Below are 23,598 nucleotides of genomic sequence, written 5' to 3' on the forward strand. Positions count from 1 at the left end.
GGATGCGTCATGTACAGCGCGCGCTGTTTAATTAGTTATTGAATACGGGAATAGCCGGGAAGAAATAGCCGGTATATGGAATACTTTTCACCACAGCGCCGGAAGTGGCGTTATAGATAAAGAGCGTATTCTTTTCAAAATGAGTGCCATAGCCGGGTTCTACACCGGTAGCCACCAGGGTGTTGTTACCCGGGTTGTACCGGAACCCTGCGCCATACAGTTCTCTGTCGGCCGGCAGAGTAACGAAAGGCGTCTGCAGGGAGGCTGCATTACCAGGCTGGTATTTATAGATTTCTTTACCATTGATGCCCCAGTCATTGGTTTTGGCAATGAAGACCGCATTTTCGATGGTGGAGGCAGTGATCATTGTCCCGTTCCATGCGCCCCATGCGCCATAAACCGGGAAGGGCAGCGCGATGGTATTGACCGCCAGCGTAGTGGAGTTGATGGCATACAGGTTCTGGCCCTGGCCTGCCCATACAGTGCCGTCAGGAGTGGCTGCCAGGCCGATGTCTGCCTTTACCAGTGTGGCCGCAATGCTGAAATCACTGGCATTGAGGACTACGATACCGGCTGACTCAGACATCACAAAAACATAATTGCCGGCTTTCAGCATACCGCCCACCTGGCCGGTGATACCGGCAATTTTAGCGCCTATGGCAAGCGAGCCGAGATCTACCGGGTACACGCCGTCGGTGGTGGAAAGCAGGCCGGTACTGTTGTTTACAGGACAAAACGCGTTGGCGGTGGCCGGTGGCTGCGCAGTGCGGCCCAGCTCTTTCATGGAATGAGCATCGGCGGCTACCATCGGCGCATCTTTGGACACCAGGTAAATCCGGTTGTTGAAAATAACGCCGTATTCGGCAGTAGTGCCCAGTGTTTTACCAGGATTTTCCCGGGAGTAGACGTTCTGGTAAAGGGTGTCTTCTCCATAGCGGTAGAAATTCACATCCCCGTTTGAATGCCCAAACCAGCCTTCATTCACAATGAAGAAACCATTGTCATACTTGTCAATTACCCTGATCTGGTAAAAATAGGAGTTGAGACTGTTGCCCGCACTTACCTTAAAAGAGATCGTATAATTGCCGGAAGCGGTGGGCTTAAAGGTATAGGTGGAATCAGTGCCTGCGACAACTCCGTTTACCAGCCAGAGGAAGGTAGGTTCTTTGGCATTGGTGAGTTGAGGGCGTAATACACGGGTATCACCAACGGCAATGGTGTCTTTACCATCTTTAAGTCCGGGGTTGCTGATAACAGGAATGACCACTTCTGCCACATTATCTTTCTGACAGGCGGAAAAAGTCAGCAATGCAGCTGCTGCCAGGAGAAAGAGCTGTTGCAGATGGCATGTAAATCTACGCATGGTACGGTTGTTTGTTGGGTCTAAATATTTAGAGATTTAGCTACTGCTACAGAGCAGGTTATTTTTATCTGTATAAAAACAACCGGTGCTCTGTAACAATAATTAAATCTCTAAACTAAAGTGAGGAAATATTTTAGTGGGCCAGACGCAGCTTACGTGCTACGATGGCATAGCCGCCGAAGAAGATGGCGCTGTATACCAGGGTGCCTATCAGGAAATACTTCATGAAAGGAATAGCCAGGATATAGCATTCAGTCAGGCCTGCCATGTCTCTGGTAAATGGCAAACCAGTGGTAATGTTAGTGGAACCGCTGATCCATACGCCGAAGTTGGAAACCAGGAAATGGGTCAGCGCAGCTGCTACAGAGGCAACAGCAATACGGCCTGCGCTCATCTTACGGATCACCAGCTGGCCAATCAGCACGATAAACACAAAGCTGATATAGTTGGCCGCCCAGCCTTTGTACAACAGGCCCTGCGCATACTCCCGGTGAAATACCTGCATCAGGATAACATCACTGAGAAATAAAGTCAACAGCGGAAAAGCAAAGGATTTCCATCTTTCGGAAAAGGCAGCTCCGCCAAACAGCGCCATAGCGCCTACAGGCGTAAACATGGCGATCGGTTGGAGAGTAGACTGATCAGCTCCCAACACTACTCGTATAATACCTGCTACCAGCATAAACAGCAGCAGTATACCAAACCGGGGATTAAGATTTTTTAAAGACATTATGTTGGTTTTAATGTTTACAAATTCAACACAACACCGGCGTTACAGTTAAACCGGCGGGAATTATAACCAAGGATATCAAAATACTGATAATCGGTAATATTTCGAAACCCGGCGTAAATTTTAAGCAAGTTACCAAATTTATACTCACCATAGAGGTCCAGGGTGTAATAATCTCCCATCGGCTTCGTGCCCTGGTAGCGCTCACCGGTATAGCGGAAAGAGGCGCTGGTATAGAAGGCAGGTGTGATCTGGTAGCCTAAAGTGGCATTCACTGCGTGTTTGGGAATCCTGTAAAGATTATACCAGGAGGTATCTTTTCCGTTCTGGCTGGTATGTAAACGGCCATCGGTATAACCGTAATTGACATTCAGGTCCAGTTGACGGGTAATGTGCCAGTCTGCTTCCAGCTCTGCGCCATAAGCCCACTGTTTGTCGGCATTCACATAGTTGGTGGTAAAAAGGATCAGGTCTTTGGTGCGGCGGGCAAAACCGGTCACCCGGAAATCCAGCGCCTGGTTGGCAACAGTAGCCTGGTAACCTGCTTCGTAGCTCACCGTGGATTCCGGCTTCAGGTCCTTATTGCCATATATCGAAGTATACAGCTGGTACAGGGAGGGAATTTTATAACCGGAAGAGATATTAATAAATACTTTATGATTTTGACGGATGAGATAGGAGGGATTGAAGGTGAAGGTTTGGTTGTTACCATAGATGTTATGGTAATTGTACCGGCCACCTGCCTCCAGGTTAAATCCGCCCAGGTTATGTAGTAACAGGGAGGCATACACGCTGGTCTGACGGGCATGGGCGCTGTCGTAGGACAGGCGGGTGACTTCCATCTGCGGATTGGGGTCCCACGGAGCGGGCTGGCCCAAACGCTGATTGAACTGGTCCATGTTGGCAGCGGAGAAGGCGCCACCAGCCACCAGCCGCACGATATGTGAAGCATTCCAGTTCACATAGCTTTCTACCTGGTGTATGTTGGAGGTAAAGTCTGACAGGTCATATTTACTGTAGCCGCTGGGAGCAACATAGCCGGAGTCATTCAGGATATGGCGTTTGGTACGCTGATAGCTGTACAGCACATGCCAGCTGCCGTTTTTGAACTGGTACTCGCTGCTGAAACCGTTGAGCAGGTTGTTGGATTGGCCGGTATAATCGCGGTCATCAATAAAAGCGCCTTCGTCGAGATCATGGTGGTAGTCGCTGTAGTTGAACAGGTACTGGAGCCGCCAGCGGGAAGTGGCTTGCAGGCCCAGTTTGGCGAATACACTATGCTGCCGGAAGCCGTCTTTATCAAAGCCTGCTTTACCGGTGGAATCGTAAGCATCGGAAAGTCCGTCTGAAGTTTCGTATTTGTAGCCCAGCAGGTAGGAGAACTTGCCGGCATTGCCATAGGCGCTGACGTTGCCCAGGAAGCTGTTGTAGCTGCCATAGCTGGTATTGGCGGTTACACCGAATTTTTTATCGCTCTTTTTCCGGGTGATGATATTGATCACACCAGCCACGGCATTGGAGCCATAGAGCGTGGACTGGCTGCCACGGAGGATTTCAATCCGCTCTACCATCTCGGGTGAAATAAAATTGAGATCAAAGGAATTGGCTATCTGGGAAGCATCGCTCACCGGGAGGCCGTCTACCAGTACCAGGGCATTGCCGTTGGAAGCGCCGCGCATGTATATTTCCGGCACAGTGCCCCGGTTGTTCTGTGCGCCGTTGATGGTAATACCGGCTTGCTGACTAAGAATGGCGGCAATGGTTTTGCCGCTGTTTTTCTCCAGGTACTCATGGGTAAGGATGGTAACTACCTTACCGGTTTCACTGGCCTTTTGCGGCCCTTTGGTGGCTGTGACAGAAACCTCGTTCAACTGGCTGATCCGGGGCACAGAATCCTGCGCTGTAGCGGAAAAGGGTAAAGAGAAGAGGAGGGGAAGCGTGTAAATTTTTAAGTTCATAGGGGGCGAAATTACGAATTCGGCACTATGCACAAGATAAAAAAAAGAAGGCCGGATGATACGTCATCCAGCCTTACTTTCTAAATATGTTTGTCTGATCATCCAGGCATTCTGGAGATGTACTTGTCCATTTCCTTGATCTGGCTTACGATCTGCGCAGTGGTAGGCTTTTGCGCCTTGGCCCTGCGGAAGTATTCTTTAGCAGATTTGAAGTCACGGCGGCTCATCGCAATGGAGGCCAGTGTCAGCAGGGCGGCAGCGGTGTTTTCTTTGTCAGGTAAACCCATGCGCACGGCTTTCTTCAGGTTCTGGTCAGCAGTTTTCAGGTCGTTCTTCTGATAGGCGATGGTGCCCAGCTGGAAGTATTGCATGCCCTCATATTCCTTCATCGGGCTGCCTGACTGGATGCTCTGGCGGATGGTCGCTTCGGCTTTGTCCAGGTCGTTGCTGTACATGGCCATGTTGCTTTGCATGAAGTAGTATACAGAACGGATCGGTTTATACAGCAGTTTAGGGAATTTCACTTTGTTCATGAGCGCAGTGGCACGCTCAATGTCACCGGCTTCCACCGCTTCCTGTACCATCCGCATAGGGCCAAACAGGAGGTGCGTTACAATACAGATAACGGCGATCAGCAGCACAACGGTCGCTTCCCACCATCCTACCGATAACCCAAGGGCGATACCGGCTACCAATAACACGATCCCGATCGGGAAACGATATAGAATAAAAAAGTTAAATGCTTTCATGAAAAAACTGTTCGTAAGTCACTTGTTTCTAATAGCGGGGGCAAAGATAAATAAAAAAAACACCTCATGGGTTTAATAGTTCGCTTTTAGACCGGCCACTTTGGGTTTTTTCAGATTGGCCGCCACAATGGCCGCCAGGATGATGAAAACACCGGCTATCTGCACCGGGGTGACCCGCTCGTGCAGGAACAGAGTGGCCGCAATGGTGGCTACCGGCAGCTCTGCGGCACTGAGAATGGCGCCCAGTGATACGCCCGTTTGTGGCATACCCTTGGAAAACAGAAATGGCGGCAATACCGTCCCGAAAAGCGCCAGCGGCATACCCCACATCCAGAGGGGAGTACCGGTGATCCGGCCGTTCCACAGGTAAACTGGCGGGAACAGCACCGTGATGATCAGGAAAGCGCCGGTAACGATCCAGGCGCTCTTCAGTACCGGCGCAAGGGACTGTCCCACACGGCCGCTGACCACGATGAACGTGGTATAGAAGAGCGCTGCCAGCATGCCAAATCCGATGCCCCGCCAGTCGAGGTGAAGGCCGTTGCTGTTAAACAGGCCGCCGGCCAGCAGGGTGCCTCCCAGGATAAAGGCCACTGCCACCCATTGAATAGCGGTGGGCCGCTTTTTATAGATAAGCCATTCTGCCAGCATGCTCATCCAGGTGAACTGCATCAACAGGATAATAGCGATACTGGCCGGGATATATTGCACACTTTGATAATAGGTAATGCTGACAAGGCCGGTAGAGCTGCCCAGTATAAAACAGGTACGTGCTTCCCTGTTCTTCAGTCCATAGGTGGCGCGGCCTGATATAAGGTGAAGCGCCCATAGCGCCAGCATGCCAAAGCCGGCCTGTACGCTGCATAGCTCGCCCAGGGTAAAACCTTCCTGGTAGCCCAGTTTGACGATCGTCGATAAAATTCCAAAGCTGCAGGCGCCCAACAGCACCAGCAGAATACCTTTCCACATACTGAATAGTTTTTTTGATTTTCGGTTTTGAGATTTAATAATTCTCAAAACCGAAAATCAAAAAATCAAAAAACCGAAAATCAAAGTTATTGTTTTTCTTTCTTCTCCAGATTAGGGAGGAAGCCTGTCAGGAGCCCTATCAAAGGAAGATAGGAACATACCTGGTATACATACCCGATACTGGTGGCATCGGCCAGCTTGCCCAGCAGGGCTGAAGCCACGCCGGCCATGCCAAACGCCAGGCCGAAAAAGAGGCCGGCAATCATGCCCACTTTACCGGGCACCAGTTCCTGCGCATATACCAGGATGGCAGAAAAGGCGGAGGAGAGGATAACGCCAATGAATACACTCAATACGGCGGTCCAGAAAAGATTGGCATATGGCAACAGCAGCGCAAATGGCGCAGCGCCCAGAATAGATATCCAGATAACGTATTTCCGCCCGATACGGTCGCCCACCGGTCCTCCGAAGAAAGTGCCGGCAGCCACGGAAAACAGGAAGATGAACAGGTATACCTGTGAGCTCTGAATAGATACGCCGAAACGGTCTATCAGGTAAAAGGTATAGTAGTTGGTCATGCTGGCCATGTAGAAATACTTGGAGAATATCAGCATCAGCAGGATACCCAGCGAAATAACCACCCTTGCAGGAGGCAGATTTTGCTGCTTCAGCTGTTGCACCGCTTTCTTCGGTTTAATCCGGTGGGTATTGCTTTTGTACCAGTTACCGATGTAAATCATTACAAAGATGGCCAGCAGGGCCAGTGCGGAAAACCAGATCAGGTGAAACTGCCCGAACGGCACGATGATCATGGCCGCCAGCAAGGGGCCCAATGAACTGCCGGCGTTGCCGCCTACCTGAAATAATGACTGTGCCATACCGTGCTTGCCACCGGAGGCCATATGCGCCAGGCGGGACGCTTCCGGATGGAATACGGAAGAACCGATGCCTACCAGGGCTACAGACACCAGCAACAGCGGGAGGGAATTGGCCATGGACAGGCTCACCAGCCCTATCAGGCTGAAGGCCATGCCTACCGCCAGGGAAAACGGCTGTGGCCTTTTATCGGTGAACAGGCCTACCAGCGGTTGCAGGATAGAGGCTGACAGCTGGAAGGTCAGCGTGATCAGGCCTATCTGTGTAAAATTCAGCTTCATGGTATTCCGGACCAGGGGATAAATGGCCGGTATAAGCGACTGTAAGGTGTCATTCAGCAGATGCGTGAAGCTGAGCGCAATCAGTATGGGAAAAACCGTCTGCTGTGCTACTTGTTTGGAAGCCGATGTAGCGGATTCCTGTGTAATAGTGGTCATGGTTTCTTGTTTGAAGGTCAGATCATCTGATGTTTAAGGTTAAAAAAAATTATGGCTGCGGGTATTGAAACAACGCAGCCTGACGGCTACTTGCTTTGGGTACTGATTTTAGTGGCCCAGAGCAGTGCTTTTTTAGCGTCTTTGTCGACGATGCTTTGCAGCAGTGCGTCGTGCAACGATTGTGATTCCACAAACGAGTCGGTATTGCTGTAGCGCGCTACAAATGATGCTTTCAGGTGGGTGGCCACCGTCCGGTAAAGGTCCAGCATGATCTCATTTTTGGATGCTTCCGCAATCGCCGTATGGAAGTTGATATCCGCCTGGATACAAGGTTCCAGCTCGTTGGCAGTGGCTGTGGTGAAACGTTTCTTCAGGAAACCTTTCATCTTTTCTATGTCCTTGTTATTACGGTGAATAGCAGCCCTCTCAGCAATTTTTACTTCCAGCAGCAATCTTACTTCGTTCAGCTCCTCAAAGTCAGCCCGTTGCAGCCGCTGGCCCAGCGGCTCTCCGCTGCCGATCTGTGATATGACAAAAGTGCCAAGCCCTTGTTGTACCTTTACCAGCCCTTTGTTGGCCAATATCTTCACCGCCTCGCGTATACTCGAGCGGCCCACGCCAAATTGTTGCATGAGTTCCGGTTCCGTCGGCAGCCGCTGCCCGGTGGTGTACTTGCCGGAAAATATCAATTCCTGCAGCCTGTCGGCCACTTCTTCCGCAAGGTTTTGACGCTTTAGTGGTGCTGGTCCTGTATTCATCATATCATCAGATGTTTGCAAAGGTAATGAAAGATTTTGGTATTTGGTAATTTTACTGCCGATGAATGGCACCGAATTAAAAATGATTGAACAACTGCTTCATATACCTGACTGGCAACTGTGGTTTTTCTTTTTGACAGAAAATGCCCTGATCGTTCTCGGCGTACTGGCCTGGGGCAACCGCCTGTTGCGCCGGCCTATCCGGCAGATGTTTGATTACACCAGCCACCAGTGGCGTATCTGTATCGTCACCACCCTGCTCAATACCCTCGTCACCTTTGCAGGGTACTGGCTGTGGAAACACGGATATGTCCGTGTTCATGAAACGTTGTCATGGCGCGTGATCACAGACGCCCTGGCGCTGTTTCTCTTGATGGACCTGCTCATGTATGTTTTCCATTACCTCATCCACCAGACATTTTTATACCGCCTGCTGCACCGTCTGCACCATGAGGCAACAGATCCTGTACCTATTGACCTGTTTGTGCTGCATCCGCTGGAAACTCTCAGCTTTGGCACGCTCTGGCTGCTGGTGCTGCTGCCATTCAACATGAACCTGTACGGTATTGTCATCTATCTCGCCATCAACGTGATCTTCGGTATGACCGGCCATCTGGGCATAGAACCCCTGCCTGAAAAGATGCGGCAATGGCCGGTATTAAAATACCTTGGCACCTCCACTTTTCACCATGATCATCACCGGCAGGAACATTACAACTACGGGTTCTATACCAGCCTGTGGGACCGTCTATTCGGCACGCTGAAGCGGTAGGCGCCTTACCGTTTAAATAACACCCTTCAGATAAACGGAATAATGTACTATTTTGGCCGGATTCATTTTTTCAGAATCAAACTGCTGTATGAGAAAATTAGTACTGACACTGTCTGTGTTCATCACCTTCCGTGCCTATGCACAGGATGCGCTGAAATACCAGACACCTGCACAAAGCATTGTAGAACTGGCCATGGCCGCTCCTTCCCCCGCCGTCAACTTCAGCAGGGGAGACCTGATGCTCATCATGGACCGCACCGGATTCCCTACCATCGAAGAACTGTCACAGCCGGAATACCGGTTGGCCGGCTACCGCATCAATCCTGCTAATTTTGGCCCGAGCCGCGCCAGCTATGTAACGGGTATCCGCATCAAAGAAATCACCGGTAAACGGGAATATGCCGTGACAGGCGTGCCTGCGGGCGCCCGCATCGGCAACGTTACCTGGTCTCCGCTGAAAAAGAGCTTCGCTTTCACCGTCACCACCAACAACAGTATCACGCTGTGGAAGGCGGATGTGGCCACCGGTGAAGCAAAACAAATCAGCACCCGCCGCCTGAACGATACCTTTGGCGGTGCTTTCCGCTGGATGGATGAAGACCGCATACTGGTGCTGTCTGTACCTGCCGGCATCGGCGCCGCACCGGAAAAACCGCTGGCGCCGGAAGGCCCTACCGTGCAGCAAACTTCCGGTAAAGCCGCTCCGGCGGCCACCTACCAGGACATGCTGAAAAATCCTTACGACGAACAGCTGTTCGACTACTATTTCCAGTCAGAACCTGTCATCATCAGCACCGCCGGGGAAAAAGTCATCGGTAAACCAGCTGTATATACTGATATCACACCATCTCCTGATAAACAATATTTGCTGGTGCGCCAGTTGAGCCGCCCTTACTCTTACCTCGTGGGGGCAGGCCGTTTCCCTTCAGAGATCAGCATCTGGGACCTTCAGGGCGCTCTGGTAAAACAACTCGCCAAAAATCCGCTGGATGAAGTACGGCCCAAAGGCTTCGATGCTACCAGTAACTATCCCCGTGGCCATCAGTGGCGCAACGATGCGCCGGCCACTATCTACTGGATACAGGCCCTCGATGGCGGTGATCCTAAAAAAGAAGTGCCTTTCCGCGATGTGGTAAACACCCTCGATGCTCCGTTCACTGCTGCACCGGCAGAACTGGTGAAAACGAAAGACCGCTTCGATGGCCTTATCTGGGGCAACAGCCAGCTGGCCCTCGTGACAGAAGGCAACAGCACCAAACAGACCGTTAAAATCAGCCGCATCGCCCCGTCCCATCCCGGACAAGACCCGGTGGCCATCATTGACCGCTCTGTGAATGACCGCTACAACGATCCCGGTGAACCGGTTATGGTGAAAAACGAATACAACAGATCCGTACTGTACGTGTCTCCGGCCAGCGAACTGCTGATGATCGCGCCAGGCGCTTCACCGGAAGGTGACCGTCCGTTCCTCTCCAGCTTCAGCCTGAAAAACGGAAAACAGAACATCCTGTGGCGTTCTCAGGCCCCTTACTACGAACAGGTGGCGGAAGTGATAGACCCGGCCAAACAAGTGATCGTGGTGGCCCGCGAATCAGCGTCAACACCGGTGAATTATTACCTGCAGAACCTGAAAAAGAAATCTGCTGCCATAGCGCTGACCAATTTCCCGCACCCGCAGCCTTTACTGGAAGGAGTACAGAAGCAACTGCTGAAATACAAACGTAAAGACGGCGTAGACCTCACTGCCATGTTGTACCTGCCCAAAGGATACGATGCCGCAAAAGACGGCCGGTTACCGGTATTAATGTGGGCATATCCGCGTGAGTACAAATCCGCTTCCGATGCGGCACAGGTAAGAGGTTCTGCCTACAGGTTCACCCGGGTGACCTACGGTTCTCCTATTTTCTGGGTAACCCGCGGCTTCGCCGTGATGGACGCCACCGAAATGCCGATCGTAGGGGAAGGCGATAAAGAACCGAATGACAACTTCGTGGAGCAGCTGGTCATGAACGCCGAAGCAGCAGTGGATAAAATCACCGGCATGGGTGTTGGCGACAAAGACCGTATCGCTGTTGGCGGCCATTCCTATGGCGCATTTATGACAGCTAACCTGCTCGCACATACGAACCTGTTCAAGGCCGGTATCGCCCGTAGCGGCGCTTACAACCGTACCCTGACGCCTTTTGGCTTCCAGAACGAGCAACGCACCTACTGGCAGGCGCCTGACGTATACTATAAAATGTCGCCGTTTTCCTACGCTGACAAACTGAAAACGCCACTGCTCATGATCCATGGCGAAGCAGACAATAACTCCGGTACCTTCCCTATCCAGAGCGAAAGGCTGTATAACGCCCTGAAAGGCAACGGAGGCACCGCCCGCCTGGTGTTCCTGCCACAGGAAAGCCATGGCTATGCCGCTAAGGAAAGCATCCTGCACATGCTGTGGGAAATGGACAACTGGCTGATGAAATACGTGAAATAATCTGTCCCAGGGCTGAAGCCCTGGGCTACGTTCTGTTTCAGGCGTGTTTATTAGTGATATTTCTTATTAATGGGTTAGTGTTTCAACTATAAACTGCCGTTTAACATCTTAGTCAAAACTCTGATGGCCTAAGGCATCAGAGCCGTTTTTCGCTAATGGTTTTACGGATTCAGTATTAAACGCCACCTTAAAACAAATCTAAAACAGAACGTAGCCCAGGGCTTCAGCCCTGGGTTTTTTAATATAATAAAAAATCCGCAAAATATGTGTAATAGGTAAAAAGTACCATTGAAGCCCCATATAACACAATCAATTTCCCCGCCCGCCCTGTACCTTTGTGATATCATGTCAAAGGCACATATCCATACATATGACATCTGCTCGCTGGGAATGGGTAAACCCGCTTCAGAAGAGATTCTGGTGGCAAGATTTACTGACTACCTGGCTGCACATCCGGACATCAAATTCCCGCACCGGCATTCTTTTTACCACCTGGCATTTTTTACCGGTGGAAGAGGTTCCCATACGATCGATTTTGAGCGTTTTCCGGTAGAACCCGGTCAATTGTATTTTATGGTGCCGGGACAGGTGCACAGCTGGTTTTTTGAAGGACAGATTGAAGGATATGTGGTGAATGTGGCGGCTGGTTTTTTTAATGCTTTTTTGCAGGATGCCGGCTATGTGGAGCGGTTCCCGTTTTTCAGCGGTGTAAGTGCTGAGGGTGTGGTGACGCTGCCGGAGGAAGCCAGGGCCCGTGTAGTGGCATTGTTTGAAAAAATGCTGCTGGAAATGGACGGTACCCAAGCCTACAGTCATGATATGTTACGGCTTCTCATGCTGGAGATGTTTGTGAAAGTCAGCCGGGTGACACGCAACAGTGGTTCCCCGCAGGAGCCGCCGCACAACTACGTGTTGCTGCGCAATTTCCGCAAACTGGTGGAGCAGCACTATATGCAGCTGAGATTGCCGAAAGACTATGCTGCGCTGCTGTATGTAACACCCAATTATCTCAACGCTTTCTGCCGGCATATGCTGGGCAAATCGGCCGGGGAAATTATCCGCGACCGGGTATTGCTGGAAGCGAAAAGATTGTTGATCAATGTAGATATCAGTATCTCTACAATTGCTTACCAGCTGAGCTTTGGCGATAATTCCTACTTCACGAAGTTCTTCAAGAAATATGAAGGCGTGACACCTGAAGAATTCCGGAAGAATATTTCCTGACAATAAAAGCTTCAATATATGTGTGCAGATAAAAAACATGAGAAACCGAACATTTTCAAAAGCGTATTCACCAACAAATGCGCACGCTGCAGAAGAGGTTCTATTTTCCTCAGCAAAAACCCCTATGACCTCAAGAACTGTATGAAGATGCCGGAAAAATGTCCGGAATGCGGTCAGCAGGTAGAAGTGGAGGTAGGGTTTTACTACGGTACCGGCTATGTGAGCTATGCGCTGTCAATCGCTGTCTGTGTGGCCAGTCTGATTGCCTGGTGGCTGTTTGTCGGCTTTTCTATCTATGACAACAGTATCTACTGGTGGCTGGGCTTTAACGGCATACTGCTGCTATGCCTTCAGCCGGTGCTGATGCGCTGGTCCAGGACCATCTGGATGGCTTTTTTCGTGAGATATGACGAAGACTGGCAACAGGGGCCTCCTGAAGGTACCGGCAGGGTGAACGCCACTTTCAAAAATGCCATTTAACAAAGGATAGTAGGATTAAGTATAACGAATGAAAAAACGATGGCCCGGGTATTTTTTGCCCGGGTCTTCGTTTTTTGTTATATTAGGATAACTATTTAACTCCGTATCTGTCATTAGCTTTTTACTAACAGCAATGATTACACGATGATGTTTCCCCGGCGGTTTGTTATTTTGTTATGTCTGTCCTTATGGACGTATTACAACAATCCGCTGATGGCCCAGGATAGCGCACAAACGTCGCTGCCGGCTATCTGGAGCTTACAGGATTGTCTGAACTACGCCATGCAAAACAACATCCAGCTCAACAGTCTTCGGCTGAGCCGGATGAGCAGCGAACAGGACCTCCTGCTGTCAAAAGCGTCCAGGTTGCCCAATCTTACCGGTTCGGCATCCCAAACGCTGACAGGCCGTAAGACCCTCACGGCCAGTGGTAATATGCCTTATGAAGGAGCATTCTCCGGCAACTACTCCGTCAATTCCAATGTCACCCTCTATCAGGGCGGATACCTCAACTACGACATCAAACAAAAAGGACTGCTGACACAGGTGGCGGACCTCAACATCGCGCAACAGGTCAATAACATGACCATCCAGATTACACAGGCTTACCTCAATATCCTGCTGGCCCGGGAGAATATCGTTTATGTGAAAGATCTCGTTACCACCTCGGAAGCGCAGGTGCAACAGGCACAACAACGCTATGATGTGGGAAGCATCGCCCTGAAAGACCTGGCGTCGCTGCAATCGCAACTCGCCGCAGACCGTTACAATCTCGTTACCGCTGAAAATCAACACCGGCTCAATAAACTGACGCTCAAACAATTATTACAACTGCCCAGCCCCTACGATTTTGATATCTTTTCGCCGGACACACTGGTGTCCAGCCATCTGGTAGTGCCGCTACAGGCAGCGCAAGACACCGCGCTGGCCAACAGGCCGGAAGTGAAAAGCGCAGAACTGGGCGTCGATGTATCATCGCTGGACCTGGCCAAAGCCAGGGCGGGGTTCCTGCCTACGCTCAGCGCCGGCGGCGCACTGGGCAGCTCTTATCTCAGAGATCCCGCAAACAACTTTTTCAAACAACTGGACAATAACTTCTATCAACAAATAGGGCTTACCCTGTCGGTTCCCATATTCACCCGCAGGCTCAACAAAACCAATGTGGAGAAATCCAAACTGGAGGTAGACCAGTCGAAGCTAACGCTGAAGGATACACGCACTAACCTGTCGCAGACGGTGGAACAGGCCTATATCAATGTGCAGAATGCACAGGGCCAGTATGATGCGTCTGTGGAGCAACTGCGTTATGCGACGGAAAGTTATCGTATTGCTACCGAACAGCTGAAAGTAGGCGTGGCCAATATGGTGGATTTTCTGCAACAGAAAAACCTGTACATACAGGCTTTTCAGGCTTATATACAGGCTAAATACAATGCGGCATTGACAATCAGGATATATGATTTTTACAGGGGCGTACCTGTAAAACTATAAATGCAATTGACGTATGAGAAAATATAAAAAGGTTATCATCGTGGCGGTTATCCTGCTGGTGGCGCTGGTCATCTGGTTTGTTTTTATCAGGAAGAAGCGTCAGCCGATAGCATTTGATACCGTCCAACCCGCCTATGGTCATATAGCCACCACCGTTACTGCCACCGGTACCATACAACCGGTAGACACTGTTGCGGTGGGCGCCCAGGTGTCCGGTACGCTGAAGTACCTGTATGTGGACTTTAACTCCCAGGTAAAAAAAGGAGAGAAGCTGGGTGAACTGGACAAAGTATTGTTTCAGGCACAGGTAGACCAGTACCGGGCCAATCTGCAGGTATCCCAGTCGAACCTGGATTATCAGAACAACAATTTCCACCGGCAGGAACTGCTGTATAAAACAGGCGCTATTGCCAAAGCGGACTATGACGTGGCTTACAATCAGCTTGGACAGGCAAAAGCACAGGTGGCCAGTGTGAATGCACAGCTGGCATCGGCCCTGAAAAACCTCTCGTTTACAGATATTATCTCCCCGATCAACGGTGTTGTGCTTAACCGGAGCGTGAGCGTAGGTCAAACGGTGGCGGCCAGTTTCAATACGCCCACCTTGTTTGTGATCGCCAAGGATATTACGAAAATGCAGGTAGAGGCCAGTGTGGACGAGGCCGACATCGGTAACGTGAAAGACTCGCAGCGTGTAACCTTCACCGTTGATGCGTATCTGGAAGATGTGTTTGCCGGTAAAGTACAGGAAATACGGCTGCAACCTTCCGTATCGTCAAACGTGGTCACGTATAACACCATCATCAACGCCTCCAATGAATCCATGAAGCTGAAACCGGGCATGACGGCCAACGTGACTATCTACACCGCAGAAAAGGACAGTGTATTGCTGTTGCCGGTGAAAGCCCTCAAATTCCGCCCGGACTCAGCGCTGTTGAAAGACTATGTGATCGTCAACGCTGTAGGCAGGCAGCAACGGCGTGCCACACCTGCCGATACTACCGGTAAGTTCAAAAGCGTGCAAAGGGTAGGATCGTCCAATTATGTATGGGTGCTGCGTGGAGATACCCTGTTGCAGAAACATATCCGTACCGGTTTGAATGATAATACGCAGATTGAAGTCATACACGGACTGACGCCGCAGGACATAGTGGTGACGGCCGTCAACGGCAGCACCGGCCCTGCGGCCGCAGCCGGCAACAAAAGCCCGTTCTTGCCCAGGATGGGAGGAGGGCGCAGGCGATGAACAACAAAATTCTCGAGCTTCAGCAGATAAAACGTGAATTTGTAATGGGCACAGAAACGGTCCGGGCGCTGAAAGGGGTCTCCTTCGATGTCCATGCCGGTGAGTTTGTGACCATTATGGGAAGCAGTGGTTCAGGTAAGACCACGCTGCTCAACCTGCTCGGCTGCCTTGATAAGCCTACGGCCGGTAACTACCTGCTGGACGGCGTGGACGTGGGTAATCTTTCCCGTAACGAGCTGGCACGGCTGCGCAACCGCAAGATCGGATTTGTATTTCAGGCTTATAACCTGCTGCCCCGTACTTCCGCGCTGGAGAATGTAGAGCTGCCTTTGTTCTACAATCCTTCCCTGTCGGCTTCGGAGAGAAAAGATAAGGCTGTTAAGGCCCTCGAAGCCGTGAAGCTGGCCGACCGGCTGGACCATACGCCCAGCCAGCTTTCCGGCGGGCAACAGCAACGGGTGGCCATTGCCCGTGCGTTGGTGAACCAGCCGGTGATGATACTGGCGGACGAAGCGACAGGCAACCTGGATACGCGCACATCCTACGAAATCATGTTACTGATGCAGGAGCTTAACAAAGAAGGTAAAACCATCGTGTTTGTCACCCATGAGCCGGACATCGCCGCTTTCAGCAGCCGTACGGTCATGCTGCGCGACGGCAAGGTGGTGAAAGATACCGTTAATGAAAATGTGCGTTCGGCAAAAGAAGCGCTGGAGGCGCTGCCGCCGGCGGATGATTATTAATATGACAGCATGAGTGCCATCAACCTCATACGGATCGCTTTAAGGGCTTTGCAACGTAATAAGCTGCGGGCCTTCCTTACCATGCTCGGTATTATTATCGGCGTGGCGGCGGTGATTGCCATGGTGGCCATCGGGGAAGGCTCCAAGGAAAGTATCCAGTCACAGCTGAGCGCCATGGGGTCTAACATGATCACGATACTGCCGTCCAGTAACGTGTCCGGTGGTGTGCGCATCGAAGGGGCCAGTTTTCAGTCGCTCACTATTGTGGACGTGAAAGCCATACAGAAAAACGCTGAGCATGTAAGCGCGGTGTCGCCTGTTTCCGCCACCAAAGGGCAGGCTATCTACGGAGCGCTGAACTGGCCTACCAGCTTACAGGGCGTGGCGCCATCCTATTTCGATATCCGGAAACTGGAGATAGCCGATGGCGTTAGTTTCACAGATGCCGACGTGGCCACAGCCGCAAAAGTATGTGTGCTCGGACAAACGGTGATCAACAACCTGTTTCCCAGCGGTGAAAGCCCGGTGGGAAAAGTAATCCGGCTCAATTCCATTCCGCTGCAGGTGATCGGCACATTAGTGCCTAAAGGGCAGAGCTCTTTCGGACAGGACCAGGACGATATTATTCTTACGCCCTATACCACTGTACAGAAGCGAATTCTGGCCACCATCTATTTTCAGAGCATCTATGCCTCCGCTGTGAGCGAAGGCACTTCTGCGCAGGCTACCGACGAGATTACGGATATACTGCGGGAAACACACCGGCTCCGCCCGGCCGATGAAAATAACTTCCAGGTACGTACCATGGAGGAACTGATCAAAACACTGAGCTCCACCAGCAGTCTGCTGACTATACTGCTGACAGCCATAGCTGGTATTTCGCTGGTCATTGGCGGTATCGGGATTATGAACATCATGTATGTGTCGGTAACGGAACGTACGCGGGAGATAGGACTACGTATGTCCATTGGCGCGAGAGGGATCGATATCCTGTTGCAGTTCCTGGTGGAGGCTATTATCATCAGTGTTACCGGTGGTATTATCGGGGTTATCCTGGGGCTCACCACCGCCAAAGTGATTACTTTGACACTGGGCTGGCCTACTATTGTGTCGGAATCGTCTATCATCCTGTCTTTTATGGTGTGTGCGCTTACCGGTGTTTTCTTCGGTTATTATCCCGCGCAGGCAGCCTCCCGCCTGGACCCGATAGAGGCTTTGCGCTATGAATAATGGCTTGATAATTTCATGATTCTTTTTCTGCCGGAAAAATAAAAAACCGCCGGGAAAACTATCCCGACGGTTTTGGAACACAATTTTAACTTACAAACTACTCTTTCTTATTATGGATCTGTGAAGATTTCAGGTATACTTTCTTGCCTTTTTCGTCCACAATGTATTTCTGGTCTTTTCTGTTGATGTATACCGTTTCTCCGTGAGGGCCTTCTTTGCCCTTATAAATTTTATCTGTAACGGCGGAGGCGCCTTTTACGGCGATGGATGCTGTTTTATTGCCTACTTTTTTAGCGGTGCTGTCGAGTTTGTTTTGTGCAAATACAGCCTGTGCAGGCAAGGTAGCCACTGCGCCAAAAGCGAGGGCGAACAGCGCGGCGGAAATTGTTTTTGGAGCTCTCATGATTATTGTCTTTTTATAGTTTAAAAACATGATTGTAGTGCTTGTAAATTCAATTTTGATGCCATTCCTGTTGATGAAAGTCTGCCGTTTGAAAGATAGTTGATTACAAATATTTCTTTTTTATGTTGGAAGATAATGTCGGGGATTTTCCCCGTGGCGGTATCAGGACTTTTTCGTATATTGATTAACGATAACCTGTGTCTATGAGATATTCGAATGGTCTGTACCTGTCTGTTCCTACACCTTGCGGGGAGAATTGGGATAAAATGACCAATACTGCTGCGGGTAAACACTGCGATAGTTGTGCTAAAACCGTAATAGACTTCTCCTTCATGACGGATGCTGAAATTTTTGCTGTTATCAATAACAGCAGGGGAAAGGTTTGTGGCCGTTTTCAGGATAACCAGCTGAACAGACTTATCAACCCACCGGCTTCTCCCCGCAAAAATTTTTTACCAGCCTTGGTGTTGACAGCCGGTCTTATCACCGGGATTGCCAACCATAGTTATGCGGAAGCACGCGGGTTGGAACAGGTGGAATTAGCAATATCGTTACCGTCGTCACCGGCTCAGTTGGCGCCGGAAGATACCGCAGCGAAGCCTGCAAAAATGCATGATTTGCCGGAAATCATAGTGGTAGCCTATAAGGGACCGGTAACCGGACATGTACTGGTAACACCGGCAAGTATTACAGGGAAAAATCCGGGTTGTCTTAATGGCAAAGCTGGCGTGGTTCCTATACAGCCTCCGACGATGATCGAACCTATTAATGTCGCTGACCGGGAACGACATCAGATGAAGAAGAAACGTTGGTTCTAACAATTGGTTATTGCACTTGTCTTAATTATTCCTGTATTCCATTTTAATAACGCACAACCCTTCAGGAAGCCCGTTTCCTGAAGGGTTGTGCTATTCCGGGGGATGGCCCTTAGTTTCCCCAGAACTGATCTTCGTGCGCCGGATCTGCCGCGAATATTTTAGCCGCTACGATCTGGCCGTCTTTCACCGTATATACGTCTACGTTATCAGTGTCCAGCGTGGCGCCTGGCCTGGTTGCTTTCCAGGTTAATAACACCGCTGCCTGGTCACCATTAACAGTGATGGATTTCACCTCCGCCAGTGTCATGGTATTGGCAGAAACTTCGAACATGCCGCCCACCATCTGGAACACTTCGCCGGCAGAGCTTTTAGTACCGGAAAAACGGTTAGTGCCCGGTTGCTGCCATTTAATCTCAGGGTGGAGCAATGCGCCCAGTTTCTCAAGATCTACCTGCTGTACTGCTGCTACGAATGCTTTTACTACGGATAAAGTCTGATTTTCCATGATTATCGTTTTTTGTGTGATGGTTTATTGTTTGTTTGATGATACAAAGCTACTACCGCTGTCATCCTGTATGTTTATCATTTCACGACAAACGCTTGTCATTTCACGACAATCTGTTTTTTATCCGGTGAGGGATAAATAACTTTAACCTATGAAACAAATAGTATTAGCCGTCATCGCTTATGCCGTGCAGCGCGATATAGATGCAGCAAAGCTCTGTCAGCTGGCAGGCATCAACCTAAAAACATTAAAGAAAACTGATGCGCCGCCGGTCGCGCAGCAGCAGCTGGACGCACTGTGGCTGCATGGGGCGCAACTGTCGGGGGACCCGCTGTTTGCGTTGCATTTTGCTGCTTCCGTACAGCCGGCAGCGTTAGGCATAGTAGGCCAGATCGTTCAGACCAGCGCCACCGTGGGAGAGGCGCTGACACATGCGGCGGCGCTGGCGGGCCACCTGACAGACCAGTGCCGGCTGGAGATCGCGAGGAACAGTAAAAACTTCACCGTGCGGTTTATCCCGGCTGCGGGTAATATTAACGAGCCTACGATGGCCTTCAGGAATCTCATGGAGCTGCTGATGGTCATTACCATTCATGAAGTGACGGGCCTGATGCTGGAGAAAATTGCGCCGCTGGCAGTGAGACTGCCTTATAATGTACCGGACATAACAGCATATGAACAGATATTCCGGTGCCGGCCGGTAAAGCGCGCCGGGGAATATGCTTTAGTATTTGACGCCCGTTATTGGGAAGAGCCGATCCTATCGGCCAACTATGAACTGCAAAATATGTTGTTGAAGAAAGTGGCGTCCATGGCGCAGCAGCCATCAAAAACGGTGAATAACCTGCAGACGAGGGTGTATAATTATCTGCTGGCCAACTCTTATCTGGGCATTATATCGCTGGAAGAGATGGCGGCTAATTTTAACCTGAGTCCACGGAGCCTGCAACGTAAGCTGAAAGAAGAAGGGGTGAAATATCAGGAGATCGCCGATGCGGTGAGGAAATCACTGGCGTTGTATTATATCTCTGCGGGTAGTTATCCGCTGAAAGATATTTCGTATATGCTGGGGTATAATGAAATGAGCGCCTTTACCCGTGCTTTCCGGCGGTGGACAGGCAGCAGTCCGCTACAATATCAGTCGTTGTAGTTGAAAGTGGTGTTTTTATGTACGATGCCCCACTTCTTAACAAAAATATAATCCCCTCTTTCGAGGGCGTCAAGGTAGTTGTTGATCCATTCCCGGAAGGAACGAGCTACGATTTCACGGTGCCCGTCATCATGCCAGAGGGTGATGATCTGACCATAGTTGCCTTCGGGGGCAGGGTCAAGGTCTATGCAGAGAAAGTTGCCGAAGCCATCGGCTGTAAAGGGTATCCAGTGGGGATTCCACCAATCGGCCCGGATGCCGGTGTCGGGCTCGGACGCAATAGGCTCATCGTTATACGTGTAGGTGCCGGAAGCGACCAGGTCATGCCAATAGTGCCATTTGTTGGTAATCTCTTCCACTGGTAATAGCTGGTCGCCATCTATCAGGCCGGGCCTGGCTTTATGTTGACCGTCATGGATGGCGTAGAAATCCTTGAAATCAGCCGGGATAGCCGATTCTGTGAGTTTTTCAAGCGATTCCATCGCACCGTAGGGTGCCCCGGGGTTTAGTACATGGAGCAGCCTGGGGGCCTGCTGTCTTATCCAATTTTCCCATCTTGTCCAGTATTCTTGCATATGGTATGGGTTTAACCGACTATAAAGATGTAAAAATTCCGCCATAAATAAAAGCGGTAGATGTTACGGACGCGTGAAAGAAATACCTACTTTTGTAATCAGCATCATTTAAACGAAAACATACCACTATGGCACAGTTACCTAAATTTCTGATCGCAGACGATCCTGTTACAGATCCGGAAAATGAATATATTTTTCATACCGAGAAACCCCGCTTCTTTGCCAAACGTGTAGAAGAAGACGAAGAAACTGCTTACATCGACATCGTTGAAGAAATTGATGACGTGGAAGCGTTCTACAAAGATTCTCCGGAAAAGAAACAGGAATTGCTTGAACAACTGGAAGACTGGTACTACTCTTACATGGAATGGCTGGAAGACGACGGCAGCGAAGATGAAGAAGACGAAGAATAGTAACTGTAAGAAATTAAAAAGCGTCCGCTATTGCGGGCGCTTTTTTTGTTGCATGATCAGCCAGGTTGCAATTGTAACTGCAATTCCTTTCTGAATGCGGATGGATTGACCCCTTTGTATTTTTTGAACATTCTGTTCAGGTGACTTTCATCGGTAAAGCCCAGTTCATACGCTATTTCCCCTACCCGCAAGCTGCTGTATTGCAGCCTCGTTTCCACCAGCTTTAGTTTGTACTGCATGATATATTGTTGCAGGCTGTCGCCGTTGTTACGTTTGAAGTACTCGCTCAGGTAGGTAGGTGATATATTAAAATGGGTGGCGATCTGTTCGGCCCTTAATTTTTCAGGGGAATAGATATTTTCGTGGATATAGTGCAGTATATTTAGCGATGCGTCGCTTTTGCCCGGCTGCCGTGAGGGTTCGGGCAACTGGCTGGAGATATTGCGTGCCACCACTAGCAGAATAGTGTTGACCATCTGCTGTGATAAGGCTTTATGATAAGGCTGTTGATTTACCTGTTCCCGGATAAGTGCTTCTATCAGTGATTTTACCAGCGGTTTGTCGGTTTTGTTTTTGAGGATGCAGCCCGGCAGGTGGTTGTTGTTCTGGAAAATAAATTCCAGCTGCTGTATCCATTCTTTGGGCTGGTTTTTCAGGTAGACGTCATTAAAGCGGATAAAGAAAAATTTAGTACTGTCCTTTACTTCAAAGGAATGGCAGTCCTGCGGCATCACCAGAAACAGTTTATCGGCGCTGTAGGGCAGCTGGTTCTTGTTAACACACTGTACTCCACTGCCTTCCACGATGTACACCAGTTCGAAAAAATTGTGTTTGTGTGCATCTATAGGGCACTCGGTGCATTCGCGGTATTCGATCTCAAAAGGCTGGTATAAATTCTCCTGTATCATCTTATAAAATTACTGAATGATCCAGAATTTGTACAAAGAATTTTACAGGGAGATGCTGATCTTTGATATATAAAATTACTGTAATGGAAAACAACACAATTGCCTTTGTACTGTTAAGGCTGGCGGTAGCAGCCAGCATGTTTGGCCACGGCCTGGTAAGGCTTCCCAAGCTGAACGGGTTCAGCCACTGGATGACGGCTTCTTTTGAAAAATCCATGTTGCCCGGCGCCCTGGTAGTGCCTTTCAGTTATATCCTTCCTATTGCTGAGTTTGTGATAGGGCTACTATTGATACTTGGGCTGTTTACCCGTCTGTCACTCATTGCCGGTGCGGTGGTGATGATCATGCTCATCATGGGCTCTACCCTGATAGAAGACTGGGGTAATCTGCCCTCGCAGATGATACACGCAGCTTTCTTTGCGGTGCTGCTGGTATTTATCAAATACAACGGTTTCGCGCTGGACAAGGTTATCAGCAAGTAATCCGTGACTCCAGTGTTTTCCTGAATGAGGCGGGGTCGTCCAGCCGGAAGATAAATTGTTTTACTGCTTTCTTTTGTTTGTAGAGCAAGTACAACGAAATGGGTTGTTTTAACTCTAGTGCCACATTCCCCGGCTCAAAAGCTTTCAGCAGGGAAAGCTGCAGGACAGTATTGTCGGCCGGAGGCAATCTTCGCAAATCCCTGACAGTCCTCACCTGATCAAACGGGATATGTAATGATGTGATGATGCCATAACGAAGCAGGATGCCGTTATCATCCAGTTGTACAGGCCGATAACAAATTGCCTTCAGGTGCGCCAGCAGAAATACAACGGAATAGGCACCTGCGGCCAGCATTACCCGGTGTAATACGGGATAATTCAGCCGGGATAATAACAATCCCATGCCGGTCATCTCCAGTAATAACAGAAAAATAAAAATGCCATATACGGCGGCGGCTCCCTGCCGGCTGTACCAGGAAAAAGCAGGCATCGATGCCTGCTTTTTCCATCTGAATATGGCGTAGTACGCCAGCGTAGTTTCTGTTACCAACACACGGCATACTTTATCATTTCTGATCAGAGGCCGCAGTGCTGCGGATAGTAATTCCGGGAAATCCTGTAACGGATATTGTTGCCTGAGTTGCTGATAACGGCCGTAGGTGCCGTGTACCAGTATGATCAAACGTAATAACAACAGATCGAGCGTAAGCCCCGATAAAATTTTATCGGTGAGAGGATGTCCATGGCCTGATACCAGTAGTGACATTATTTTAAGCACTACCGCTATCATGAAGAGGAACGTTAATAACCGTGTACGGGTGAGCGTTAGTTTCATG

Annotated in this window: 24 protein-coding genes; 12 read left to right on the plus strand and 12 right to left on the minus strand. The window is 49.9% G+C overall.

Annotation, left to right across the window (positions count from 1 at the left end; translation table 11 throughout):
* Positions 1–31: 31 nt before the first annotated feature.
* The 7 genes from HGH92_RS13430 to HGH92_RS13460 form a co-directional block, all read right to left on the minus strand.
* Complete coding sequence (locus tag HGH92_RS13430; protein WP_168871213.1) at positions 32–1,363, minus strand: DUF5074 domain-containing protein; 1,332 nt, start codon at positions 1,361–1,363, stop codon at positions 32–34.
* Positions 1,364–1,496: 133 nt separating this feature from the next.
* Complete coding sequence (locus tag HGH92_RS13435) at positions 1,497–2,093, minus strand: DUF6580 family putative transport protein (RefSeq protein ID WP_168871214.1); 597 nt, start codon at positions 2,091–2,093, stop codon at positions 1,497–1,499.
* A 17-nt stretch (positions 2,094–2,110) separates the two neighbouring features.
* Positions 2,111–4,051 (minus strand): TonB-dependent receptor, encoded by a 1,941-nt coding sequence (locus tag HGH92_RS13440; RefSeq protein WP_168871215.1) that lies wholly within the window; start codon positions 4,049–4,051, stop codon positions 2,111–2,113.
* 98 nt (positions 4,052–4,149) lie between these two features.
* A complete protein-coding gene (locus tag HGH92_RS13445; protein ID WP_168871216.1) occupies positions 4,150–4,800 on the minus strand; it encodes a tetratricopeptide repeat protein in 651 nt (216 codons plus the stop codon).
* Positions 4,801–4,872: 72 nt separating this feature from the next.
* On the minus strand, positions 4,873–5,769 hold the full coding sequence (locus tag HGH92_RS13450) for an EamA family transporter (protein WP_168871217.1): 897 nt from the start codon (positions 5,767–5,769) through the stop codon (positions 4,873–4,875).
* A gap of 86 nt (positions 5,770–5,855) precedes the next feature.
* Entirely contained in the window at positions 5,856–7,082 is a 1,227-nt protein-coding gene (locus HGH92_RS13455; protein ID WP_168871218.1) for an MFS transporter, read from the minus strand.
* Positions 7,083–7,168: 86 nt separating this feature from the next.
* Positions 7,169–7,843 (minus strand): FadR/GntR family transcriptional regulator, encoded by a 675-nt coding sequence (locus HGH92_RS13460; RefSeq protein ID WP_168871219.1) that lies wholly within the window; start codon positions 7,841–7,843, stop codon positions 7,169–7,171.
* A 58-nt stretch (positions 7,844–7,901) separates the two neighbouring features.
* Between HGH92_RS13460 and HGH92_RS13465 the strand changes: the two genes are divergently transcribed.
* The 8 genes from HGH92_RS13465 to HGH92_RS13500 all read left to right on the plus strand — a co-directional run bounded on the left by HGH92_RS13465 (position 7,902) and on the right by HGH92_RS13500 (position 17,508).
* Positions 7,902–8,612: a sterol desaturase family protein gene (locus tag HGH92_RS13465; RefSeq protein ID WP_247654878.1), complete on the plus strand. Its 711-nt coding sequence runs from the start codon at positions 7,902–7,904 to the stop codon at positions 8,610–8,612.
* 88 nt (positions 8,613–8,700) lie between these two features.
* Positions 8,701–11,094: an alpha/beta hydrolase family protein gene (locus HGH92_RS13470; RefSeq protein ID WP_168871220.1), complete on the plus strand. Its 2,394-nt coding sequence runs from the start codon at positions 8,701–8,703 to the stop codon at positions 11,092–11,094.
* Between the two features lie 345 nt (positions 11,095–11,439).
* Entirely contained in the window at positions 11,440–12,318 is an 879-nt protein-coding gene (locus HGH92_RS13475; RefSeq protein WP_168871221.1) for a helix-turn-helix transcriptional regulator, read from the plus strand.
* Positions 12,319–12,336: 18 nt separating this feature from the next.
* On the plus strand, positions 12,337–12,798 hold the full coding sequence (locus HGH92_RS13480) for a DUF983 domain-containing protein (protein ID WP_168871222.1): 462 nt from the start codon (positions 12,337–12,339) through the stop codon (positions 12,796–12,798).
* A 213-nt stretch (positions 12,799–13,011) separates the two neighbouring features.
* Positions 13,012–14,289 (plus strand): TolC family protein, encoded by a 1,278-nt coding sequence (locus tag HGH92_RS13485; RefSeq protein ID WP_211092585.1) that lies wholly within the window; start codon positions 13,012–13,014, stop codon positions 14,287–14,289.
* A gap of 13 nt (positions 14,290–14,302) precedes the next feature.
* On the plus strand, positions 14,303–15,535 hold the full coding sequence (locus tag HGH92_RS13490; RefSeq protein WP_168871223.1) for an efflux RND transporter periplasmic adaptor subunit: 1,233 nt from the start codon (positions 14,303–14,305) through the stop codon (positions 15,533–15,535).
* Positions 15,532–16,278 (plus strand): ABC transporter ATP-binding protein, encoded by a 747-nt coding sequence (locus HGH92_RS13495; protein ID WP_168871224.1) that lies wholly within the window; start codon positions 15,532–15,534, stop codon positions 16,276–16,278. Before HGH92_RS13490 ends, HGH92_RS13495 begins: the two co-directional genes overlap by 4 nt.
* 9 nt (positions 16,279–16,287) lie before the next feature.
* Positions 16,288–17,508 (plus strand): ABC transporter permease, encoded by a 1,221-nt coding sequence (locus tag HGH92_RS13500; protein WP_168871225.1) that lies wholly within the window; start codon positions 16,288–16,290, stop codon positions 17,506–17,508.
* A gap of 97 nt (positions 17,509–17,605) precedes the next feature.
* Here HGH92_RS13500 and HGH92_RS13505 read toward each other — a convergent pair whose 3' ends face one another.
* Positions 17,606–17,911 carry a hypothetical protein gene (locus HGH92_RS13505; RefSeq protein WP_168871226.1) on the minus strand — a complete coding sequence of 102 codons (306 nt, stop codon included), beginning with the start codon at positions 17,909–17,911 and terminating at the stop codon, positions 17,606–17,608.
* Between the two features lie 266 nt (positions 17,912–18,177).
* Between HGH92_RS13505 and HGH92_RS13510 the strand changes: the two genes are divergently transcribed.
* Entirely contained in the window at positions 18,178–18,729 is a 552-nt protein-coding gene (locus tag HGH92_RS13510; RefSeq protein WP_168871227.1) for a hypothetical protein, read from the plus strand.
* 109 nt (positions 18,730–18,838) lie between these two features.
* Here HGH92_RS13510 and HGH92_RS13515 read toward each other — a convergent pair whose 3' ends face one another.
* The gene (locus HGH92_RS13515; RefSeq protein WP_168871228.1) at positions 18,839–19,234 is read right to left on the minus strand and encodes a nuclear transport factor 2 family protein; all 396 of its coding nucleotides are present in this window, start codon (positions 19,232–19,234) and stop codon (positions 18,839–18,841) included.
* Between the two features lie 151 nt (positions 19,235–19,385).
* Between HGH92_RS13515 and HGH92_RS13520 the strand changes: the two genes are divergently transcribed.
* Positions 19,386–20,384 carry an AraC family transcriptional regulator gene (locus tag HGH92_RS13520; RefSeq protein WP_168871229.1) on the plus strand — a complete coding sequence of 333 codons (999 nt, stop codon included), beginning with the start codon at positions 19,386–19,388 and terminating at the stop codon, positions 20,382–20,384.
* Here HGH92_RS13520 and HGH92_RS13525 read toward each other — a convergent pair.
* Positions 20,372–20,959 carry an SMI1/KNR4 family protein gene (locus tag HGH92_RS13525; protein ID WP_168871230.1) on the minus strand — a complete coding sequence of 196 codons (588 nt, stop codon included), beginning with the start codon at positions 20,957–20,959 and terminating at the stop codon, positions 20,372–20,374. The genes HGH92_RS13520 and HGH92_RS13525 overlap by 13 nt on opposite strands.
* Positions 20,960–21,087: 128 nt before the next feature.
* On the opposite strand from HGH92_RS13525, the gene HGH92_RS13530 reads away from it, so the two are divergent.
* The gene (locus HGH92_RS13530) at positions 21,088–21,372 is read left to right on the plus strand and encodes a hypothetical protein (RefSeq protein ID WP_168871231.1); all 285 of its coding nucleotides are present in this window, start codon (positions 21,088–21,090) and stop codon (positions 21,370–21,372) included.
* A 56-nt stretch (positions 21,373–21,428) separates the two neighbouring features.
* Here HGH92_RS13530 and HGH92_RS13535 read toward each other — a convergent pair whose 3' ends face one another.
* Entirely contained in the window at positions 21,429–22,280 is an 852-nt protein-coding gene (locus HGH92_RS13535) for an AraC family transcriptional regulator (protein WP_168871232.1), read from the minus strand.
* Positions 22,281–22,363: 83 nt separating this feature from the next.
* Between HGH92_RS13535 and HGH92_RS13540 the strand changes: the two genes are divergently transcribed.
* Complete coding sequence (locus HGH92_RS13540; protein WP_168871233.1) at positions 22,364–22,762, plus strand: DoxX family membrane protein; 399 nt, start codon at positions 22,364–22,366, stop codon at positions 22,760–22,762.
* Here HGH92_RS13540 and HGH92_RS13545 read toward each other — a convergent pair.
* Positions 22,752–23,597 (minus strand): hypothetical protein, encoded by an 846-nt coding sequence (locus tag HGH92_RS13545; protein WP_168871234.1) that lies wholly within the window; start codon positions 23,595–23,597, stop codon positions 22,752–22,754. The genes HGH92_RS13540 and HGH92_RS13545 overlap by 11 nt on opposite strands.
* Position 23,598 lies beyond the last annotated feature (1 nt).

Source organism: Chitinophaga varians (assembly GCF_012641275.1).
GTDB lineage: Bacteria > Bacteroidota > Bacteroidia > Chitinophagales > Chitinophagaceae > Chitinophaga > Chitinophaga varians_A.

What these genes read in the sequence shown, in the direction of transcription:
- HGH92_RS13460 (WP_168871219.1), bottom strand. Translation starts at nt 7,843, where the DNA reads ATGATGAATACAGGACCAGCACCACTAAAGCGTCAAAACCTTGCGGAA.
- HGH92_RS13490 (WP_168871223.1), top strand. Translation starts at nt 14,303, where the DNA reads ATGAGAAAATATAAAAAGGTTATCATCGTGGCGGTTATCCTGCTGGTG.
- HGH92_RS13530 (WP_168871231.1), top strand. Translation starts at nt 21,088, where the DNA reads ATGGCACAGTTACCTAAATTTCTGATCGCAGACGATCCTGTTACAGAT.
- HGH92_RS13465 (WP_247654878.1), top strand. Translation starts at nt 7,902, where the DNA reads ATGAATGGCACCGAATTAAAAATGATTGAACAACTGCTTCATATACCT.
- HGH92_RS13520 (WP_168871229.1), top strand. Translation starts at nt 19,386, where the DNA reads ATGAAACAAATAGTATTAGCCGTCATCGCTTATGCCGTGCAGCGCGAT.
- HGH92_RS13525 (WP_168871230.1), bottom strand. Translation starts at nt 20,959, where the DNA reads ATGCAAGAATACTGGACAAGATGGGAAAATTGGATAAGACAGCAGGCC.
- HGH92_RS13475 (WP_168871221.1), top strand. Translation starts at nt 11,440, where the DNA reads ATGTCAAAGGCACATATCCATACATATGACATCTGCTCGCTGGGAATG.
- HGH92_RS13480 (WP_168871222.1), top strand. Translation starts at nt 12,337, where the DNA reads ATGTGTGCAGATAAAAAACATGAGAAACCGAACATTTTCAAAAGCGTA.
- HGH92_RS13510 (WP_168871227.1), top strand. Translation starts at nt 18,178, where the DNA reads ATGACCAATACTGCTGCGGGTAAACACTGCGATAGTTGTGCTAAAACC.
- HGH92_RS13435 (WP_168871214.1), bottom strand. Translation starts at nt 2,093, where the DNA reads ATGTCTTTAAAAAATCTTAATCCCCGGTTTGGTATACTGCTGCTGTTT.
- HGH92_RS13505 (WP_168871226.1), bottom strand. Translation starts at nt 17,911, where the DNA reads ATGAGAGCTCCAAAAACAATTTCCGCCGCGCTGTTCGCCCTCGCTTTT.
- HGH92_RS13455 (WP_168871218.1), bottom strand. Translation starts at nt 7,082, where the DNA reads ATGACCACTATTACACAGGAATCCGCTACATCGGCTTCCAAACAAGTA.
- HGH92_RS13495 (WP_168871224.1), top strand. Translation starts at nt 15,532, where the DNA reads ATGAACAACAAAATTCTCGAGCTTCAGCAGATAAAACGTGAATTTGTA.
- HGH92_RS13470 (WP_168871220.1), top strand. Translation starts at nt 8,701, where the DNA reads ATGAGAAAATTAGTACTGACACTGTCTGTGTTCATCACCTTCCGTGCC.
- HGH92_RS13535 (WP_168871232.1), bottom strand. Translation starts at nt 22,280, where the DNA reads ATGATACAGGAGAATTTATACCAGCCTTTTGAGATCGAATACCGCGAA.
- HGH92_RS13540 (WP_168871233.1), top strand. Translation starts at nt 22,364, where the DNA reads ATGGAAAACAACACAATTGCCTTTGTACTGTTAAGGCTGGCGGTAGCA.
- HGH92_RS13440 (WP_168871215.1), bottom strand. Translation starts at nt 4,051, where the DNA reads ATGAACTTAAAAATTTACACGCTTCCCCTCCTCTTCTCTTTACCCTTT.
- HGH92_RS13450 (WP_168871217.1), bottom strand. Translation starts at nt 5,769, where the DNA reads ATGTGGAAAGGTATTCTGCTGGTGCTGTTGGGCGCCTGCAGCTTTGGA.
- HGH92_RS13545 (WP_168871234.1), bottom strand. Translation starts at nt 23,597, where the DNA reads ATGAAACTAACGCTCACCCGTACACGGTTATTAACGTTCCTCTTCATG.
- HGH92_RS13500 (WP_168871225.1), top strand. Translation starts at nt 16,288, where the DNA reads ATGAGTGCCATCAACCTCATACGGATCGCTTTAAGGGCTTTGCAACGT.
- HGH92_RS13515 (WP_168871228.1), bottom strand. Translation starts at nt 19,234, where the DNA reads ATGGAAAATCAGACTTTATCCGTAGTAAAAGCATTCGTAGCAGCAGTA.
- HGH92_RS13485 (WP_211092585.1), top strand. Translation starts at nt 13,012, where the DNA reads ATGGCCCAGGATAGCGCACAAACGTCGCTGCCGGCTATCTGGAGCTTA.
- HGH92_RS13445 (WP_168871216.1), bottom strand. Translation starts at nt 4,800, where the DNA reads ATGAAAGCATTTAACTTTTTTATTCTATATCGTTTCCCGATCGGGATC.
- HGH92_RS13430 (WP_168871213.1), bottom strand. Translation starts at nt 1,363, where the DNA reads ATGCGTAGATTTACATGCCATCTGCAACAGCTCTTTCTCCTGGCAGCA.